This window comes from Reticulibacter mediterranei, assembly GCF_016587455.1.
The window spans coordinates 4,063,774-4,081,879 of the sequence record NZ_BNJK01000001.1; the positions used below are offsets into that span (position 1 = coordinate 4,063,774).

Sequence of the window (18,106 nt, forward strand, 5' to 3'; positions counted from 1 at the left end):
CCTGAAGTAGCCCCATCACCGCGCCTGGGAAGGGCGAGGACCAGCCATCGCCCCTGCCATTTTCTACGACTTTTGGAGTTATTTGATTAAATCATTACCAGGCGGGTGCCCAGATGCCAAATTCGTTGTTATCGGGATCGCTGATCGAGGCCCATTTGCCCCAGGGTTGGGTCGTAAGTTCCTGAGTAAAGGTGACGTCACGAGCCTTGAGCGTCGCGCAGGTCTCCTCTATATTGTCGGCATGCAGAACAAAGCCGGTCATGCCTGTTCTATCGCCGCCACTTTGACCACGCAAACCTAGCATGATATGCGTCTGCGTGCCGGGAAGGGCAATTTCAAGCCAGCGCTCAGTTTCGCTCATGGGCTGGTCGTCTATCTTTTCAAAGCCGAGTTTGTTGACGTAAAAATCGAGGGCTTTGTCTTGATCGCTGACGCCCACAGTGATGGTGCCAATTTTCGTGAACATGTTTCCTCTATCCTTTCTGCTGATGCTCACCAGCAGACACTCTCATCGGTCGACTACGACCGATGAAGGTATTACACGCGAACAGATATACTCGATCAACAGGTCGAGTATACTTCATCATGCTCAAAAAAACTTCTCCAATCTTGCTCACCTCACGACACCAACTCATATGATATGGATGACACGTATTGAAAGTTGATGCGTTGATGCATCCCTAACATTCTGCAGGGGAGGACCAGCCATCGCCCCTGCCATACACGATTGTCTTTCCAACATGGTCATTGAAGGTTGATAGGGTAGTAGGGATCAGATGCTCTCAAGCTTTCGCGCACCTCCTCGACCGTCATGAGCAGGTGCTCTGGACCGCGCAGAAGGGGACTGGGACGGTAGGGCGGCGGGTCCACGACCAGACTCGGCTGAGAGAGACGCCGCACGAGTTCGGTGAAGGCAATCTGGGCCTCCATGCGTGCCAGCGGCGCGCCAAAGCAGATATGAATACCACTGCCAAATCCCAGATGCTCATTATCGCGCCGCTCAGGATCAAAGCGATCCGGATCCGCGAACTGTGCCGGATCGCGGTTGCCTGCCGCCAGAGCCAGCGTGACCAGCACGCCTTTAGGAATCGTCGTCCCGGCCACGGAGATCTCGTCGAGGGTGGCCCTTTGCGAGATGAGTTGAACTGGTGGCTCATAGCGCAAGACTTCCTCTACGGTTGCGGGGATCAGGTTGGGTTCGTTCCGCAAGCGTTCGAGGATCGCCGGATGCCGCAGCAGCGTGAGCATCCCATTGCCTATCAGATTCACGGTGGTTACATGCCCGGCGATCAGCAGCAGCCCGGCAGTCGCGACGAGGTAAGACTCCGCCATCCGTCCTTCGGTGCTAGTATCGGTCGCCATACGTGAGAGCAAGTCGTCACCCGGATGCTCTCGGTGGCGCTCGACCAGCCCGGCCATATACTGGCTCAGGTCACTACGTGCCTGTTCCCGTTGTCGGCGTTGCTCTTCGGTCTGTGCGGAGATATTTTCGATGAGAGCAGTGGCCCAGACACGAAATTGAGGTTCATCTTCCAGGGGGACACCCAGAATCCGGCAAATCACCGTTACCGGCAGGGGATAGGCAAAGCTGTCAATAAGATCAAACTGGCGCTGTCCCTGGAGTTGGTCGAGCAGCGTGGTGACGAGGTGCACGATCTCCGGGCGCAGTTGCTCCAGATACTCTGGACGCTCTGGTGGACCAAAGTGGCGCATCGCCTGGTAGCGCAGGCGATCATGCTCCGGGGGGTCCAGGCTGATAAACGAAAACGGAGCCGTGGAGGTCCGTGGTCGCCCCCGGGTTTGCACACTCTTTCTCAGATCGGAACTGATACGCGGATCATGAAGCAACGCCACAATCTCGCGATAAGTGCTCACGACATATGCCCCCGCTTCATCTGGGCCGTCTTCCTGCCAACAGACGGGGGTCTCTCGGAGCTTCGCCCACAGTGGGTAGGGGTTCGCACGATTGGCATAATCATAGATTTGTCGGAGGATGGTGGTGTCCTGGGACATAGCAGTTCTCCTTCCTCATAGAACGCTCGTGTGCCTCTGCTGTTTAGGTTTGGCGGTGACGTGGAATCCACTGCACCCGCCGTTCATTGGGGTCGTGCCCGGTCAAGACCACCGTCGCCTCATGGTTGGGCACTCGCGGGTCAGGAAAGGCAGCGGGGACCGGCGAATTCGGCGTGGAGTGATCAGCAACAGGAAAACTGAGTGGGAACGGCGCAGCTTGCTCAATCAAACGCTGATAAAACTCCACCCACTTGGCGTGATTAAACGTCACCGCAGCGACCAGTTGCCCTTCTTTTCCATAGGCGGCAACAAAGCTGGCATCATCCAGTCCTCCCTGGGTGATCATCACCTCCTCGGCCGCCGAGGGAACTCCTACTGATTTGATATTGACTCCAAACTGACTGGACCAGAAGGCTGGAACGGCAACGTGCGGGCTGCGGTCAGCGGGGACACAGACCATATTATGCGCGGCGACGCGGGCCTGCTCCACTGCATTGCCCCAATGTTCCAATGCCAGAAACTGATAATTATAGAGGGGATGCGGGAAACGCGCGATATCGCCAGCGACAAAGACATCATCAGTGACAATCGCATTGATATCGAAGACACGGCACCCTGCATCACAGCCAACCCCAAACGTCCCGGCAGCGAGTCCAGAATCGCGGAGCCATTCTGTATTGCGGATCGCCCCCAGGGCCACCACTGCCACCTCGGTATCGATGGTGCTGCCATCGGAGAGATGTGCGCGACGTAGCTGTCCCTGGGCATCTCCCTCAAGAGAGGTAACGGTTATCTGACAACGTAGATCCACCCCATGCCGGCGCTGCAACCGGGCCACCCGCTCAGCAATCACGCCCCCAAGTGCTCCTACCAGGGGAGCAGTCCCACGTTCGACCAGCGTGACAGGCAGGCCCAACTCGCAGCAGACGGAGGCAATTTCCGACCCGGTGAATCCACCCCCGATTATGAGCACCCGGCGTGGGTGGGCGGCCAGGCACTGCTGGAGGAGTTTGGCATCGTCGCGTCCACGCAAGGTGAAAACACCCTCAAGTTCCGCCTCAGACGGGTTGGGCCAGGGACGCGCACGTGTGCCGGTGGCGATGAGTAGGCGGTCGAAAGAGACGCTATGCCCATCGGCCAGGCGGACCTGCTTGGCGGAAAGGTCCAGGCCCGTTGCCGCGATGCCCAACTGCCACTCAACATCGGCCAGGGTCTCAAACCTGGGTAGTCCGGTATGCTCTGCTGGAATCCAGCCAGTCAGGACCGCCTTGGAGAGCGGCGGGCGGTCATAGGGCAGATACGGTTCATCGCCAATGAGCGTCAGGTGTCCGGTAAATCCTTCGGCACGCAGGGCTTCGGCGGCACGGAGTCCGGCGAGGGAAGCGCCCACAATCACGATGCGCCCGCTGTCTTTGAATGCGCTCCTGGTTTCATAGCTGCTCATGGGGTGCCTCTGCGATCTTCCGGGTGGCGGCTTTGGACCATTCTACGAAGATGGCTTGAACTGGACAGGCTGCTGCCGCTCGCAGCACGTGCTCACGCTGCGCGGCGGAAGGTTGGGGGTCGTACCAGAGCGCTTCCGGCCCATGGAGCTTGAAGACGTCAGGGGCAAAAAAACAACACTGGGCATAGGCCTGACAGCGATTGAGATCCACCACCACACGCAAGGAACCTGACGGTGCAGGAGGAGAGTGTGTCATCGGCTCTTCCTTTCTGTTCTTATGCGTTTCCTACGGCATGCGATATCCCATTGCCCCTCACGCGGTGAGGCGCGAGGGGCAAAGCGCCCGATCTTGCGATCAGGGAGCTCATCTGAATTCCACTCAGGTTGAACATTTCACACCAGCAACGACTCCTATGAGCATAGCGGCTGAGGGCAAGAGCCTGCCGCTTGATCTCCCAGCATCCACTCGACTAGCCACTGTAGGTCGAACAAACCCACGAAACCCCTATCGCTGCGGCAAGAAAAACCAGAAATAAAAAAGCCATGTACGTTCGCTCGAATGTACATGGCTTTTTTGTAGCAACAATCCCTTGTGGTTGTCGTTATTCCTGCTTCAATAGCGAGATGGCAGGCATACGCATCACTGTTGCGTCGCTCTCCTCGTCGTCAAAGTCCAGCTGTTGCACCTCTTTGGCGCTCTCTACTGCGGGAGCAATGCTGTTGCCTGGCACAACCGGGAGGTTGCTCTCAACCACCTGCCCATTATCCAGATAGAGGTGATAAGGGAACATCGACGGATCGAAGGCACTGCTATGCGAAATGAGGATGATCTGCTCAAAATGGCGACTCAGTACCTCGCCAGTCACCACATTGACCAGCGCACGCGTTCTGCCGCGATCAAAGGAGCTGAGCGGCTCATCCAGCAGCAAAAAGCCCGGTGCGGCATTCAATTCACGTGGTAACGTTGTGATGGCAAATGCCAGACGCAGCGCCAGCGAGAGTTGATCGGCGGTTCCCGCTGAGAGTGCGGACTTGGAGACATATTTGCCAGCCCCGGAGTCCCAAACCTGGATCTGGAAGGTTCCTCCGCTGATGGCCTCCTCCTTATTCTCCGTCAACAGGTGTACATCGTGGTAGCGACCGCTGGTAAGCAGGGGCAAGATCTGTTGCATTGAGCGCTCAGTGCGCGGAACCGTCTTTTGCAAGAGGCGCTCGCTAACAGCCTTGAGCAACTGGCTGCCACGCTTCTTGGTCTGGACGGTTCGCTCCTGCTGTTCCATCTGAGCGCGAGCCTGAGCCAGATCAAGCGGAGTATCGCCTGCCTGCAACTCGGTGTTCATGCTCAGCTCCTGCCGCTCCATCTCTTCCAACTCACGCTCGATTTCCAGGCGCTCTAATTCGAGGCGCTGACCATCCTCCACTTTATAGTCGGCAAAGAGCGGCCAGATCGCCACGATGTCGTCAGCCCTGTACGATTTGGGCGCTGGCCGGTTGCGCTGTTCCAGCAAGATGGCGATACGCCCCTCAGCCTCGCTGATCTCCTGACGACACAATTCGATCTTGGTTCTGGTGGCTCCCTCACGATCTTGCAACGTCTTTAGCTCTTTAACTATGCTCGGTTCATCGGCGCGTGCGATCTCCTGCTGACAGCGTTTGCGCAGGGCCACCAGCACCTCGGCAAACGGTTTGGGCGGCACAATCCAGCTTCCCAGCGTGTTGCTAAACTTCGCCAGTTGTTTATAATGCTCAGCCAACGCTTCCTGCAATTCGCGAAGCTGGACCGTATAGTTTTCCTGCTTCTCTTGAAGCATAAACTTGTTGCCCAGACCGATCTGTAGCTCCTCCAGTTGCTTGCGCGCACTCGACTCGGCCTCGCTGATGGCAGCCTGACCGAAAGTTACCCCCAGTTGCTTAACGCGCTGACGGAGCGAATCCTGTAGTGATTGCAACGCCTGACGGAGTACCGCCTGCTGTTCACGCGTTCTCTCAATCTGCTCAGCTGGATTGTTCAATTGATAACGCTCTTCGCGCTCCTCGATAGCCTTGCGACGGGCCAGTAGCACATCGAGCGCATCCTGGTGGATCTTCACCTGTGCAGCCAGATCGTTGACCAGATCGAGCTTACCATCCAGAGTCGCAATCTCCCGCTCAGTCTCCCGCAACGTGCCATCGACCAGTCCTTCTAGTTCAGCAGTTCCGACCGTGCTGATATCGTGCAGACCAGGAGCAGAATGCAACTCGGATTGCAGGCGCTCACTCATGCTGGGCAGCGGTAGTCCTTCCTGACCAGCCATCAAGGTGATTTCCTGATGCAGGCGTTCAAGCGTCTCCTGATCGGAGCGCAGGTTCTCATTAATGTTGTCCCAATCTTCTCGGCGACGCAAATCCTGTTGCTGCACCAGTTCCTTACGCAACCGCGCCACTGCCTCCATCGTGAGGTTTACCTGATTGCGCGCGCTGCCAGCTTCGTCTCGTTTCTGTCTGGCCTGCTGCTGCATCTCAGCGAGACTCTCGCCATTATCTCTGCTCTGACGCAAAAAGGTCTGCGCCTCATCGAGCGAGCGCGGCACTGTACCACCTAGTGAGCGAATCTCCTGCTCGATCTTCTGTTTAGCTTCGCCGCTCCCAGACATGCGCACGGCAGTCTCGCGCGCCGCTACCATCATGCCAACCTTGCTGATAGCATCCTGCAAGAGCCGATCGGCCTCCTTCAAATCCTGGCTTGCTTTGTTAAAGCTCTGGAAGCTCAACACTGCACCCACAATGAGCAGCACAGATGCCAGACCCGCTACCGCAGCGACAATGAACGAGATTGAGGTTCCCTGAAGAACTTCGTAAATCGCGATACCCAGGCTCAACACAAGCAGGGCCACGCAACCGGCAAGGAACATCTTATATTTGTTGCTCGCAGCACGTGCCTCCATCGCTGTGAGATTGAGCTTTTCCTGATGCTGATAGGCCAGACGTACATGCTGCTCAGCCTGAGCTAACCCCTGCGCCTGCCCTTCCAGACGATACCACTCCTCGACCTGCCGCCGCATCGCCAGTTGCCGCCAGCGCTTTTCCAGCCCATCGGCATGCTGCTGAACCTGCTTGGCCTCCATCTCGACCAGTTCCATCTCATGCTCGGTGTCAAGCAACTCACGCTGCAACTTCTGCACCTGCACAAGATTCTGTTCGGCCTGCCCCTTCCCCTCTAAACGTCGAATGGCCTGCTCTTCCAGGTTACGAAACGTGGAGAGTCGCTGAGAAAGGATCTGCAAACGTTGGAGGCGAGCTTCGAGTTGAGGGCGGCCCGCACGCCTGCGCTCCTCCAACTCCTGCACCGCCTGTTTCGTCTCCTGAAGCTGCTCTCTGGCATGCTGCACCCGCTCATCCAGCGTGCGCAGATCGTCCTTTACCTCTTCATGCTGCTTAAGCTCCTGCTCCAGTTCTTTGACAGTATCCACAGACGACAGTAGATCGTTCGACATACGTTGTCGCGTGCCAAACGAGCGTAACAGGTCGCTCAGTTCACCCACACGCTTTTCCAGCAGCGGCAGTTCCTCGCGTTCCCGTCGCTCCAACTCGACGATCTGCTTCTCCAATTCGGGAATCTGTTGCCGAGCTTCTGCGATACCATCGTAGGCATCGATGATTTCTGCCAGCGTATTATCGGCCCTTTTGAGCTGCTGGACGCGGCTCTGATTGCTCTTCAACTCGACACGCCGGGCCTTGACGCGCTCCAGACCTCGCTCCTGATCCTCGATATCGCCCTCTTGCAGAGCAATTTCCTCCAAATCCTCAGCCACTTTCACAGCGTCCAGAGCTGCCTCGATATCATTTAGTTGCTGGCTTAATACAGGGATACGCGCCTGAACCTCGGCCAGTTGCAAACGGTCGGCACATTCTTTCAACTGGCGCTCATCGTCGGGCGAGATCTGAAATCGTTCGGTCAACAGGGTCAGATTTTCCACGCCCAGCAATTTGCGAACGGTGGTTTCGCGCTCAACCCCACTGAGCCGCTCCAGATGTTCTAATCCCTTTTGCTCAACCATACAGGAGTTGCGCAGCGTTTCCCCATCCATCCGTCCCAGTTCGGCAATAATGCGTTCGTTTGCGGCCTCAAGGCGCACAATCGGTGCTTCTTCGGGCATCCCCAGGCGACGAACAAGCAGGCAAACGCTCAGCCCTTTTCCACGCTCAATTGTGCGGGTGATGGTGAGATCGGTCGTGCCAACAGAGAGGGAAAGCGTCACCGTTGCGCTGCTGGCCCCATAGGAAATCAGATCATCTAGCGAGCGCTTCTCATATTGCATGACGAGAGGTTCGCTGTAGAGTGCAAAATAAATACTTTCAAGGAGCGCGGACTTGCCAGATTCATTTGGGCCTTGAATCAAAATGCTTCCTCGCTGCGGGAAATGCACGTTCAATTCCCGCAAGAGCCGGAAGCGCTCGACAGTCAGATGCTTTAGGATTATCATTGATCAACTCCGTTCACCAATGCCCGCTGCTGGGCTACCACGAGGTGAATAGCTACCGTCTATTTTTCATCTCATCCATTGCTAATAACAGTTCCTCTTTAGTTGCCTGAAGCGCCTTTTTCTCTTGCTCATCGCCAGCAGCAGTAATCCACTCGTCGGCCAGTGCAATCAATTCTTCGCGGGGAGAGAGGCGTTCATCCATGCCTACAGAGGTGGCATCCTGTTCAGGAAGCAGTAACAGGGCGCTATCATCGATAGCCAGAGCAAAACAATGTTCCTCTCCATACCGCCGTATCTGATTCAGATCCAATTGATGATACTGCCCACGCGTCAACTCTCCTTCGAGACGCAGTTGGATCATTGCATCCTCACCACAGAGGGGACGCAGGCGCTCAAGAATGATATCGGTTGGTGATGAAGCGGAGTGGCCCTTCTCAGGCCAGAGATCACGTGTGTGGATGGTCAAACGCCGCAACAGCAGGGCATCAACAGGAATGTGATTGCACCAGCGGATACCATCGGCGGCAATTCCCATAAATACAAAGCCCGGCACCTGATCGGGCGTGCTAAAATCGATATGCTGCGTCGCCCCTGCCACCACAACCTCGCTCTGACCAATGTGGCTGCGCTGGTAGCCATGATGATAACCAGCCAGGATATATGAAAAAAACGACTGACTGGCAATACTACCTCGACTGACCTGTGCGCGTGTATCCAGCAACGACGAGCCGTTTGCCAGTCCCTCAATCGGAGCATGCAACAACAACAGACGGATAGTAGCCGTTTCAATATCGCTGCGCACCCGCAATCGCGCTAATGGATCGCCCTCTTGCCCGGCAAGCACGCCGAGTCCACAGATACCGACACGGCAACCATGCAGGTCAAGAATCACAGGTTCTATTTCATCCGAATCATTTTTATGGGTAGGAGGAAAATAATGCAGCGCTCCCAGGCGTGAAAAACTGAGTTGGGGAGCAGGAGCGGACTCATCGCTGTGCTGCTGCTCCACGGCTGGCGTATCATGCACTCCGCCCAATACAAATGTACGCACGTTGGCCTGCTTCAATTGAGCCAACTGCGCTGCCACAAAGTTGCGATCACGCTCATCGGGTGTGATCGTATCAAAAAGATCTCCCGCTTGAAGAAACAGGTCTACCCCCTGAGCTATCGCAAAATCAGTCGCTTGCTGAAATGCCCGGCGCACTTTTTGTTGACGCTCTTCCCGTTTGCGGGGCTGTTGTCCAAAAGCAATATAGCCAAGATGATTATCAGCCGTAAAGACAACCGTCACTACATCTTTCTGACGTTCTTTCTGTTCAGAAGCTTCCGGCTCTTTTTGTCCCTCTAGAGTGTTCTCTGCCATCATGCGCCACTTCTTCCATTGTTTTCATGAAAAGATAACGTACCACAACCTCTATAAATGCAGATAAGAAATACAATTTCACATTCAGATGTCTAGTACAACAAATAGACCTGAATGTTATTCAGAAAATAAGTTGAGAAAAAGCAATACTTGATAAAAAATGCGCAAATAGAGACATCTTCTATCAAGAGTACACCCATATATGTTACAACGAACGAGCCATAGTCATCTAACCCAAATAGCCTATGACAGAGGAAGCAGGTCCAAAAGTACCTTAACATGGACAAGATTTACAACTAAATATTAATATGTTATGAGCCTGGCAAACATTTTGACAAATTACGAGATCAGAAGATGCCTATATCTTCTGCCTTTTCACTCCTATACTGGCGAAGTTGCCCGTACTTCATCATATAAAATGAGAGCGTAAAACGTGCCTTCGTCAGTTTCTTGTGCAGTTGGATACTCAGCCTCGCTCATCCAACCGCAAAATATCGATCATGTCCACGTCATTTGAATGTAAGGCCATTATACTATGTCTATTCGTTTTCTCGTAGTGGTTACTACGATAGTTGCCTGGTTGGTTTACCGGCAAGTGGGAGCGTGAGTGGTGGAAGCCAAACATCAGCTAAAAAGAGATTCAGAAACACGGAAAGTTCTACTCTCTTTCGCCAAAAGTATTCAGGAACGCGACATCGTTACCTATGAACATTCCCGTAGAGTTGCGATTTACACACGCCGACTGGCTCGTTATCTTGGCTGGAGTCGTCGGGAGGCGCATGATCTTGCCCTGGCAGCACTGGTACATGATCTGGGCAAGACCTGGATTGGCAACGACATTTTGAATAAATCGGCCGCGCTCTCAGAGGAGGAGCGCCGTCAGATGGAACAACACCCGATCATCGGAGCGCGCATTCTGATCGGCTGTGATATCCATCCCTTTTACGTCGAGACCGTTCTCCATCACCATGAAGCCTGGGATGGACACGGATATCCCGCCGGGCTATCAGGAGAAGATATACCGCTCAGCGCACGCATTCTCACGGTGGCTGATGTCTACGATGTGCTGACATCTCAGCGGCCCTACAAAGCGCCCCTCTCTAAGGATGCAGCTCGCGAACGGATTTTGCAAGCTTCCGGTGCAAGCTTCGATCCGGTGATTGTTCGCGCCTTCCTCCACCTTGTAGACAGCACGCCCAATTTTACGGTCAAGCAACACCTCTGCGCCTTTCCCACCAGAGAGATTGTTCCCTCTCTCCCGCGAAAAACATTTCAGGCCGGCTTCTAAATGCTGGCCACCGCACCCATTTTCTCATCCAATGATTTCGCGGACTGGCTTCTCAATACGGGGTTCCTCACCAGATAATCTTGCGGGCAGCAAAGATCGGCCCGTCTCGACATACTAACTGCTGGCCTGTGCGTGTCTCTACGCTACAGGTCAGGCATACTCCGCTCCCGCAGGCCAGCGGTTGTAATAACACCCCCTGCGCAAAATTATGCTTACGCATCCGCTCATAACGCCAGTATAACCCCGCCAACGTTTCACGTGAAACACTGCAACAGACGGCATCGGCCCAGGTGAGATACTCTCCCGCTTCGGCCAGCAGGTCTTCGGTCACAATATGATACTCCACCTCTTCAGGCAACAAACCCGGAGGATAGATCTCGTCAGCAGAGGAGCTAAGGCTTAGCAGCGTTACCGCCATCTCTCGGCGCAACGCCACTTCCACCAGCATGGGAAGCGCCGCCATCTGCGCCTCCTCACCAATCAATAAGAGATTGCGCACCGTTGCAGGGAGCTGCCAGCCACGTCCCAATGGACCAAATAGATCCAGATGCATCCCGATCTGTTGTTGAGCCAGCCATGCACTACCACGCCCGCGCACAGTTACCAGCAACGTACAAAGACCCTGCGAACGCTCAACACTATGGATGAAAAATGGTCGGCGCAATAATGGATCGAGCGCCTGGGGATGACAGCAGCGAACCATACAAAATTGGCCGGGCTGAACCGCCTGTGCCAGTTGGGGAGCCTTCATCTCAATCAGATGAACACCGGGCCGCAAAATCGTGTTGGTAGTAATCATAGCAATGGAGAGACGCACGCTATCCCCTTATGTTCTACTGGTCTCCTCGTGGATCAGTCCCCACTTCACAATCAGCGCATGATATGTGCCGTCTTTGTGCATTGCCACCAGCGACTTCTGCACTGCTTGAAAAAGGGAACTGTTGTCCTTACGAATCGCGATGCCTTCAACCGTTGTGTTGGTAATCGGTCCGCCAAACTCAAAATGTCCCGGGTATTGCTTGATAAAGTAATCGGCCTGCGGTGCATCTTGATAGACGGCCACAACCTGCTTCTTCAGCAGTAATTGTATCACGCTCTGTTGATCCGCCAGTGCAGAGATCGTGATGGGGGCCTTGCTGTTGCGCTTGCAGCTATCGCTCTGCATCGTCAGGTCTTCTTGCTCAAGCGTATCAACCTTGACTCCCACACGCTGCCCGCACAGATCTTCCACGCTGGTAATTTTGAGGGGATTGCCCTGCTGCACTACAAGCACCTCCCCTCCCTGAAGATAGGGCACAAATTGCACTTTTTTTTGCAGGGCAGACGTTACGGGGATTGCCGATATCGCGAGGTCCACATCGCTATTGACTACATATTCGGCCAGCGACGCGAATTCCAGGCTGACAATCTCCACGCGCAGGCCGAGGCGCTTACCTATCGCGCGGATCAGATCGGCATCAAATCCTTCAACTTGATGAGTGCGGGCATCAACGTAGATCTGAGGGGGATAATTGGTATAACTGCCTACCGTCAGCACCCCAGAGGCGACGACATCCAGCGAAGGCGTTGCGCTGACCGTTGGATCAGGCGTCCCGGCTCCTCGCTGCATATTTGTAACCGCATCACAACTGGCGAGCAGCAAAATCAGCACAACGCAACACAACCCCAGAGGGGAGAAGCGCCATACACCTCTGCCTCGTGATCTACTTCTCCAATTTTGCGGGTGAAAAAATACAAACAATGATGATACATCTCCTCAACGGCCAGCATCAACGCTCCCTTATGCCTCGAAGATCAATGAAAATCAGCACCTATCCAACTCACACACAATAGTAAACAATTTCCCCGTAACTTCTCACCATATTTCCTCTATATATTACGCCACACGGAACCCCTGTTTCACAGAACTACGTGTACAGACTATACATATTTCATTGTTTCATTGAGCGCGTCAATAACCATCACAGTTTGGTAACGCTGTGAAAAAAATCTCTCATACCTACTGTTTCTCACGCGAGGGTATGTTAAACTATTGAAGGTATCCGGTCGCAATGGTGCGAACCTGAACAATGTACAACCGAATATAGTCCATTTGTAGTCACGGATGAGATGATTTATATTTGAAGTGGCTTGGAGGGTCTATCATGCCCATCATCTTTGATCGCAACGTCTGTTGTGACCTCAACGAGACTATCAAGCGTGAGTGGCTCGTGACCAATGGTCTTGGTGGATATGCAGCTGGGACGGTGGCAGGCGTCCTGACGCGTCTGCAACATGGATTACTTGTGGTAGCACCGCCGGAGGTGAGTACTCCACAACTTTTGCTGGCCAAGATTGACGAAGAGGTCTTGTTTGACGAACGTACCTACTATCTGGGCACAAATGAATATCGAGATGGCACGCTAAACCCGGCTGGATTCGTCCACCTCGAAACGTTTCGCCTGGAAGAAGGTTTCCCCGTGTTTACCTATCATCTGGGCGGTCTCAAAGGCATCATGCTTGAAAAACGTATCTGGATGCCCTACGGCCAGAATACAACCTGCATTCAATACCGCGTCTTGCGCACCGCAAACGACGAAGGTTTTGTCTATAAAAAAGTTGGCCTACAACCCACATATGGCAGCCTGCGCTATCAGGAGTTTGCCCACAATGCTCCGCACGCCCTGACCCTGACGCTGTTGCCCTTCGCTACCCATCGCCCACATACAACGGCACTCCAACACGACGAACAGCGCCAATTCTCGATACAGGTTCGTTGCGCGGAGGATTTCATTGACGCGGATGCAATGGGAACAAAGGCTGCCATCACCGGCTGTACCTTGCATATGCAAGATGAGGCAACCGAGACCTTCCCATATCACATTCTGGCCCTGGCTCATCAGGATAGCCACGCAACCTTTTTGCCGGCAGGCATCTGGTACTGGAACTTTTTGCGGCGACACGAGGCCAGCGCTGGCTCTCCGGCAACCGATGATCTCTATCTGCCCGGCGTCCTGCGCGCAACCCTCTGGCCTGGAGAAGATGCCGCGCTTACTTTGATCGTCACAACCGAAAAGCTCCCGTCGCACTATCGCTCTCTGGAGAAACTGAGGCGCTCCTATCCTCAAAACGTGGAGAGACAACGGAGGATCTTTTCGCATGCCTTAGAACCAGAACGCTACTTTGGAGAAGGTGGCGAGGCAGTCCACGCTCAACAGTTGCGCGTCCTGCCGCTGCTGACGACGCCTGACCCCGTAACTGGTGGTGAGGAATATCTCCGTCAGTTGCTCCAGGCGGCCAATCGCTTCCTGATTCGACCGCACTATCCACGACCAGAACATATAGACAACCAGCCATTTCTGATGGGCCAGACGGAGCGCATCTCTCTGCTGCTCTCCAACTACTACCAGATGACACCCACAACGCGGGATATGCTGATTGCGCTCCCCGGTCTGTTGTTGGTGACGGGACGCAACGACGACGCTCAAACGGTGCTGCGTACACTTTTCCGCCTCTTTCGAGGTGGATTGTTGCCAGATCGTTTTCCCCCATCGGATCACCGCTTGAGCGACGACGATTATAGCAATGCCGATGCAGGTCTCTGGTTCTTCTACGCCCTCGATGCCTATCTCCGAGCCTCGCGCAACTGGTCGCTGCTGGAGGAGTTTTATCATCGCCTGGCAGATTGCATCGAATGCTATACCCGGGGAACCAGCAACGGTATCTATCTCGATCCCGACGATGGCTTGCTGATCGCATCTCAACCTGGCAAGGCGCTCACCTGGATGAACGCCCTCGTCGATGGCATTCCCGTTACCCCACGCGCTGGCAAGCCTGTTGAGATCAATGCACTCTGGTATCATGCGCTTTCACTCATGCATGAGTGGTCCCAACGCATCGGACAGCACGGCCAGCTCCGCCACAATGCCTTTTTCTATAAGCACGGACGGCTCCTGGAGCGCTGTCGCGCGAGCTTCGAGCAACGCTTCTGGCACACGAATGGGGGCTATCTCTATGATGTCGTTGATGGTCCAAGCGGGAACGATGCCTCTATCCGCCCGAATCAGCTATTTGCGTTCGCGTTCCGCTATCCGGTACTAAACCCATCATTCCATCAGCGTATACTGGATGTCGTGACTGAACACCTGCTGACGCCCTATGGTTTGCGCACGCTTTCACCGCACGATCAAGCATATCGCAGCCGACTGGAGCAGACACCCGATGAGCATGCTCGTACGCTCCATCAGGGCAGCACGTGGATATGGCTGCTGGAACCCTACATCACAACGCTGCTCACCACACACAGAAACTCGGTTTCACACAACAGCAGCCAGAATGATCCTCTGTGTCAGGAATATCTCTGGCGCAAAGGTCTGCAAATGCTTGAACCAACCAAAGAGTTATTCTCTCAAGGATTGCTGGGGATGAATGCAGGCATTTTCGATGGCGATTCGCCACATCGCCCCTCTCGTCACAGCCATTTCCAGGCTTCGGCAACTGGCACCGCCGCACTTCTACGCTGCTACGAGATGCTGTCTCACATACGTACCGCGTATCCCGAATACGCGTTGACATATTAATGACTATGAGATGACCGAATATGGCAGGGGCGACGGCTTGTCCTCACCCCGGCTACCCCACACGTATTAGGGGGCGACACAGGCGAGGACAAGCCGTCGCCCCTGCCATATTCGGGTGGCGCTGCCCCTTCTTACCAGGTAAAGCTATGCGGGGACATGTATCATCGATCCTTGCTTGCATCTGGCAAGTTGCACTTCTCTGGCGATAGCATCAGCAAATCGCTCGACCGCTTCTGGCACCCACTCCAGCCATAATCTCGGATCGACCAGTTCTACCTCCATGAGATGGAGCTGCCCCTCTTCATCATTGACAAGATCGACCCGTGCGAAAAGCGTCGGGGTGGGGAGCAGATCAACAACCTTGTATGCTAACCGTATCTCTTCTTTCAGGGGAGTAACGAGGGAGTTCTCTGGCAGTTCAGTGGCATCATGGCCCGGCTGCTGGGCCACGCCACGAATAGGAGAACGTACCACTGCATGAGTAACCTTACCATCAATAACGAAGATTGAGCGCTCTCCACGGCTCAAAACGTTGGAGAAAAATGGCTGCACCAGCATATCCTGGAGAGACAACATGTGGTCGAGATACAGTTGACCCTCGGTAGCCGCCGCATCCTCATTGATCAATATCGTGCCATACCCATTGCCCGAGACCGCTGGCTTCAGCACCACCTTCGACCAGCCACGCTCTCGCATCGCCTGGGCAAGATCGACCGACGATCCCTGTTCGCACCAGAGCGTTGGAATAACGGGGACACCGCGCTCTTCAAGCTCCCGCAAATATCTTTTATGCGTACACCAATGCAGCAACGGAGAAGGATTCCATAGGGTATGCAACTGTGAAACCTGTTGTGCCCACTCCAAAAAAGCCTCGGGCCAACGATAATAGTCCCAGGGTGAACGAATGACGCTAACCAACGGACGAGACCAATCCATCGTCGGATCATTCCAGGCATATGCACATGCATCGATATCCCGTGCAACGAGCGCTCTAAGCAAAAAGCTATCTGAATGGCTCAATTTCGGCCATTCAGAACAGGTAACGAGGGCTACGTCCATAAGAATTTGTACACTCCTTTTCAATGCAAAATGACAGACCAGCACAAGCCCATTCGCACCAATCCGTTCACGTAAGTATAACATGAATAGCTGAGAAACCTGTTCTCTCCCCTATTGAGGCTGGTAAGAAAAAGCAGATCCATACACCTATACTGAACAGGTTAGAGTGCCAATCGCACAAAAGGAAGCGAATTAATGAGATTAGAGGTATCGCTGATCACTTTTGCACACTTTTCCACCCGGTTATCCACAATTTTTGTGGATAACTTGTGCATAATTCATTGCGTTGATATATCTCTGCGATATATCAACGCATCTTATGGTTAAAATAGAGAAGGATAGGGAAAGTTTTTCACGGAAAGGAGAGGCAGATTTTACGTTACCCAAAATACCTATTACTATTCTGCTAATAAGCAGAAATAGGAAAAATGATCTGAGTAGGGAGAGTGTTGGGAAAGCGATTGTATCCGAAAGGATAGGGACTGATTGCATATAGAGCAAAAATACCATTTTAAGATATTTTATTTACATACCCATCTACTCCGATTTAATAGGTGCATGCAAGTATTTCGTAGTCGAGCGATTGATCGCGGAAAAACTTGCTATACATACTTCCCGCGATCAATCGCTCGACTACGAAATAGAGGAACACTGCCAACATAAATTGTTAAAACCCATCATCATATATTTTCTTCAGAATGATATATCACAAGCACAATATTTATGAAAGACAATGTATTTGTATGTTTCCTACAAAAATATGGCTTGAATGGGTATGTACGCATGTCATTACACAGGACAAGATATCTTTTTTAACGCTAACGCATCTTCCCCATTTGTGCAAAGTTATCCACATACACATAATTTTATTTATGATATGACAAGTATCAACTCATTTGTAATATAGCCAGCTATATAGCCACAAAGAGTTATCCACAGAAAATTGTGGATAACTCAGAAAAGTTATCCACATATCCACAGTGAATGCATCCAGATATGCACATATAAGACTTATCCACAAAAAGTGGGGATAAGTTTTCCACATTATCCACATAACACTGCCTCCTATGTGGATAATGCCGAAAAACCAGAGGACTTATCCACAAAAAGTGGGGATAAGTTTTCCACATTATCCACATAATACTGCTCGCTATGTGGATAAGTTATGAAAAATCGATGAATTTCTATTTGAGTTGATAGCTATCAACTCAAGATTTTCGAGTTTTCCACAATTTTTGGGGATAACTTATCCACATAGCAAGCGGCGTTTGTGGATAAAAAATGGCCTTTTTGGAAAGTTTTCCACATAACACACTTATAAATATATTGAACTGGAGAGTTTTCCACAAAGTTATCCACATACACGATGAGAAATATTTGCAACCAGGACTTATCCACAAAAAGTGGGGATAACTTATCCACATTATCCACATCCAATATATTTGCACATAGTTATACCCCACTTATCCACAAAAAGTGGGGATAAGTTTTCCACATTATCCACATAACACTGCTCGCTATGTGGATAGCACCAAGCTTCCTTATAATTCTTTAAGGTTATCAGCAGTTGTCCTACAAGTTTTCCACAAAAAGTGGGGATAACTTATCCACATTATCCACATAACACTGCCTCCTATGTGGATAATATGGATAACTTGCTAAACCTGTTTACTTTTTAGCGATCTTTTAGACTGTTGTCCTACGATCAAAGACCGTCATTTACACAAGCACACAAACAAGCAGGTAGTTATTACATAGATTTATTGCAATCTTTATGACCTATTTCATCCATAGATGCATATATCTATGCTGTGTATTCTGCCCAAAATTGTGGATAAGTGGATAACTTCACAGAAATTACACAAGAAGCTCATTTTATCCCCAAAAGTTATCCACAAACCTGTGGATAACTTATCC

11 protein-coding genes are annotated in these 18,106 nt (G+C 52.6%); 2 read left to right on the plus strand and 9 right to left on the minus strand.

What is annotated here, in order from left to right; translation table 11 throughout:
• Positions 1-94: 94 nt before the first annotated feature.
• From K3T83_RS17520 to K3T83_RS17545, 6 genes are all read right to left on the minus strand, one after another.
• A complete protein-coding gene (locus tag K3T83_RS17520; RefSeq protein WP_220204248.1) occupies positions 95-466 on the minus strand; it encodes a VOC family protein in 372 nt (123 codons plus the stop codon).
• 278 nt (positions 467-744) lie between these two features.
• The gene (locus K3T83_RS17525) at positions 745-2,013 is read right to left on the minus strand and encodes a cytochrome P450 (RefSeq protein WP_220204249.1); all 1,269 of its coding nucleotides are present in this window, start codon (positions 2,011-2,013) and stop codon (positions 745-747) included.
• Positions 2,014-2,056: 43 nt separating this feature from the next.
• Positions 2,057-3,457: an NAD(P)/FAD-dependent oxidoreductase gene (locus tag K3T83_RS17530; RefSeq protein ID WP_220204250.1), complete on the minus strand. Its 1,401-nt coding sequence runs from the start codon at positions 3,455-3,457 to the stop codon at positions 2,057-2,059.
• Positions 3,444-3,713 carry a ferredoxin gene (locus K3T83_RS17535; protein WP_220204251.1) on the minus strand — a complete coding sequence of 90 codons (270 nt, stop codon included), beginning with the start codon at positions 3,711-3,713 and terminating at the stop codon, positions 3,444-3,446. Before K3T83_RS17535 ends, K3T83_RS17530 begins: the two co-directional genes overlap by 14 nt.
• A 346-nt stretch (positions 3,714-4,059) precedes the next feature.
• Positions 4,060-7,920 (minus strand): AAA family ATPase, encoded by a 3,861-nt coding sequence (locus K3T83_RS17540; protein WP_220204252.1) that lies wholly within the window; start codon positions 7,918-7,920, stop codon positions 4,060-4,062.
• Positions 7,921-7,972: 52 nt separating this feature from the next.
• Positions 7,973-9,286, minus strand: a complete 1,314-nt coding sequence (locus tag K3T83_RS17545) for a metallophosphoesterase family protein (RefSeq protein ID WP_220204253.1) — start codon at positions 9,284-9,286, stop codon at positions 7,973-7,975.
• A 607-nt stretch (positions 9,287-9,893) separates the two neighbouring features.
• On the opposite strand from K3T83_RS17545, the gene K3T83_RS17550 reads away from it, so the two are divergent.
• On the plus strand, positions 9,894-10,571 hold the full coding sequence (locus K3T83_RS17550; RefSeq protein ID WP_220204254.1) for an HD-GYP domain-containing protein: 678 nt from the start codon (positions 9,894-9,896) through the stop codon (positions 10,569-10,571).
• 67 nt (positions 10,572-10,638) lie between these two features.
• On the opposite strand, the gene K3T83_RS17555 is transcribed toward K3T83_RS17550, so the two are convergent.
• Both K3T83_RS17555 and K3T83_RS17560 read right to left on the minus strand, forming a co-directional pair.
• Entirely contained in the window at positions 10,639-11,388 is a 750-nt protein-coding gene (locus K3T83_RS17555; RefSeq protein ID WP_220204255.1) for an iron-sulfur cluster-binding protein, read from the minus strand.
• Positions 11,389-11,397: 9 nt separating this feature from the next.
• A complete protein-coding gene (locus K3T83_RS17560) occupies positions 11,398-12,222 on the minus strand; it encodes an ABC transporter substrate-binding protein (protein ID WP_220204256.1) in 825 nt (274 codons plus the stop codon).
• Between the two features lie 493 nt (positions 12,223-12,715).
• Here K3T83_RS17560 and K3T83_RS17565 point away from each other — a divergent pair, with 493 nt between their 5' ends.
• Positions 12,716-15,130: an amylo-alpha-1,6-glucosidase gene (locus K3T83_RS17565; RefSeq protein ID WP_220204257.1), complete on the plus strand. Its 2,415-nt coding sequence runs from the start codon at positions 12,716-12,718 to the stop codon at positions 15,128-15,130.
• Positions 15,131-15,274: 144 nt separating this feature from the next.
• On the opposite strand, the gene K3T83_RS17570 is transcribed toward K3T83_RS17565, so the two are convergent.
• On the minus strand, positions 15,275-16,189 hold the full coding sequence (locus tag K3T83_RS17570; RefSeq protein ID WP_220204258.1) for an ATP-grasp domain-containing protein: 915 nt from the start codon (positions 16,187-16,189) through the stop codon (positions 15,275-15,277).
• Positions 16,190-18,106 lie beyond the last annotated feature (1,917 nt).

Bases quoted from the DNA above. Each gene is read 5' to 3' on its own strand.
- K3T83_RS17565 (WP_220204257.1), top strand. From the start codon at position 12,716: ATGCCCATCATCTTTGATCGCAACGTCTGTTGTGACCTCAACGAGACT.
- K3T83_RS17570 (WP_220204258.1), bottom strand. From the start codon at position 16,189: ATGGACGTAGCCCTCGTTACCTGTTCTGAATGGCCGAAATTGAGCCAT.
- K3T83_RS17520 (WP_220204248.1), bottom strand. From the start codon at position 466: ATGTTCACGAAAATTGGCACCATCACTGTGGGCGTCAGCGATCAAGAC.
- K3T83_RS17525 (WP_220204249.1), bottom strand. From the start codon at position 2,013: ATGTCCCAGGACACCACCATCCTCCGACAAATCTATGATTATGCCAAT.
- K3T83_RS17540 (WP_220204252.1), bottom strand. From the start codon at position 7,920: ATGATAATCCTAAAGCATCTGACTGTCGAGCGCTTCCGGCTCTTGCGG.
- K3T83_RS17530 (WP_220204250.1), bottom strand. From the start codon at position 3,457: ATGAGCAGCTATGAAACCAGGAGCGCATTCAAAGACAGCGGGCGCATC.
- K3T83_RS17545 (WP_220204253.1), bottom strand. From the start codon at position 9,286: ATGATGGCAGAGAACACTCTAGAGGGACAAAAAGAGCCGGAAGCTTCT.
- K3T83_RS17535 (WP_220204251.1), bottom strand. From the start codon at position 3,713: ATGACACACTCTCCTCCTGCACCGTCAGGTTCCTTGCGTGTGGTGGTG.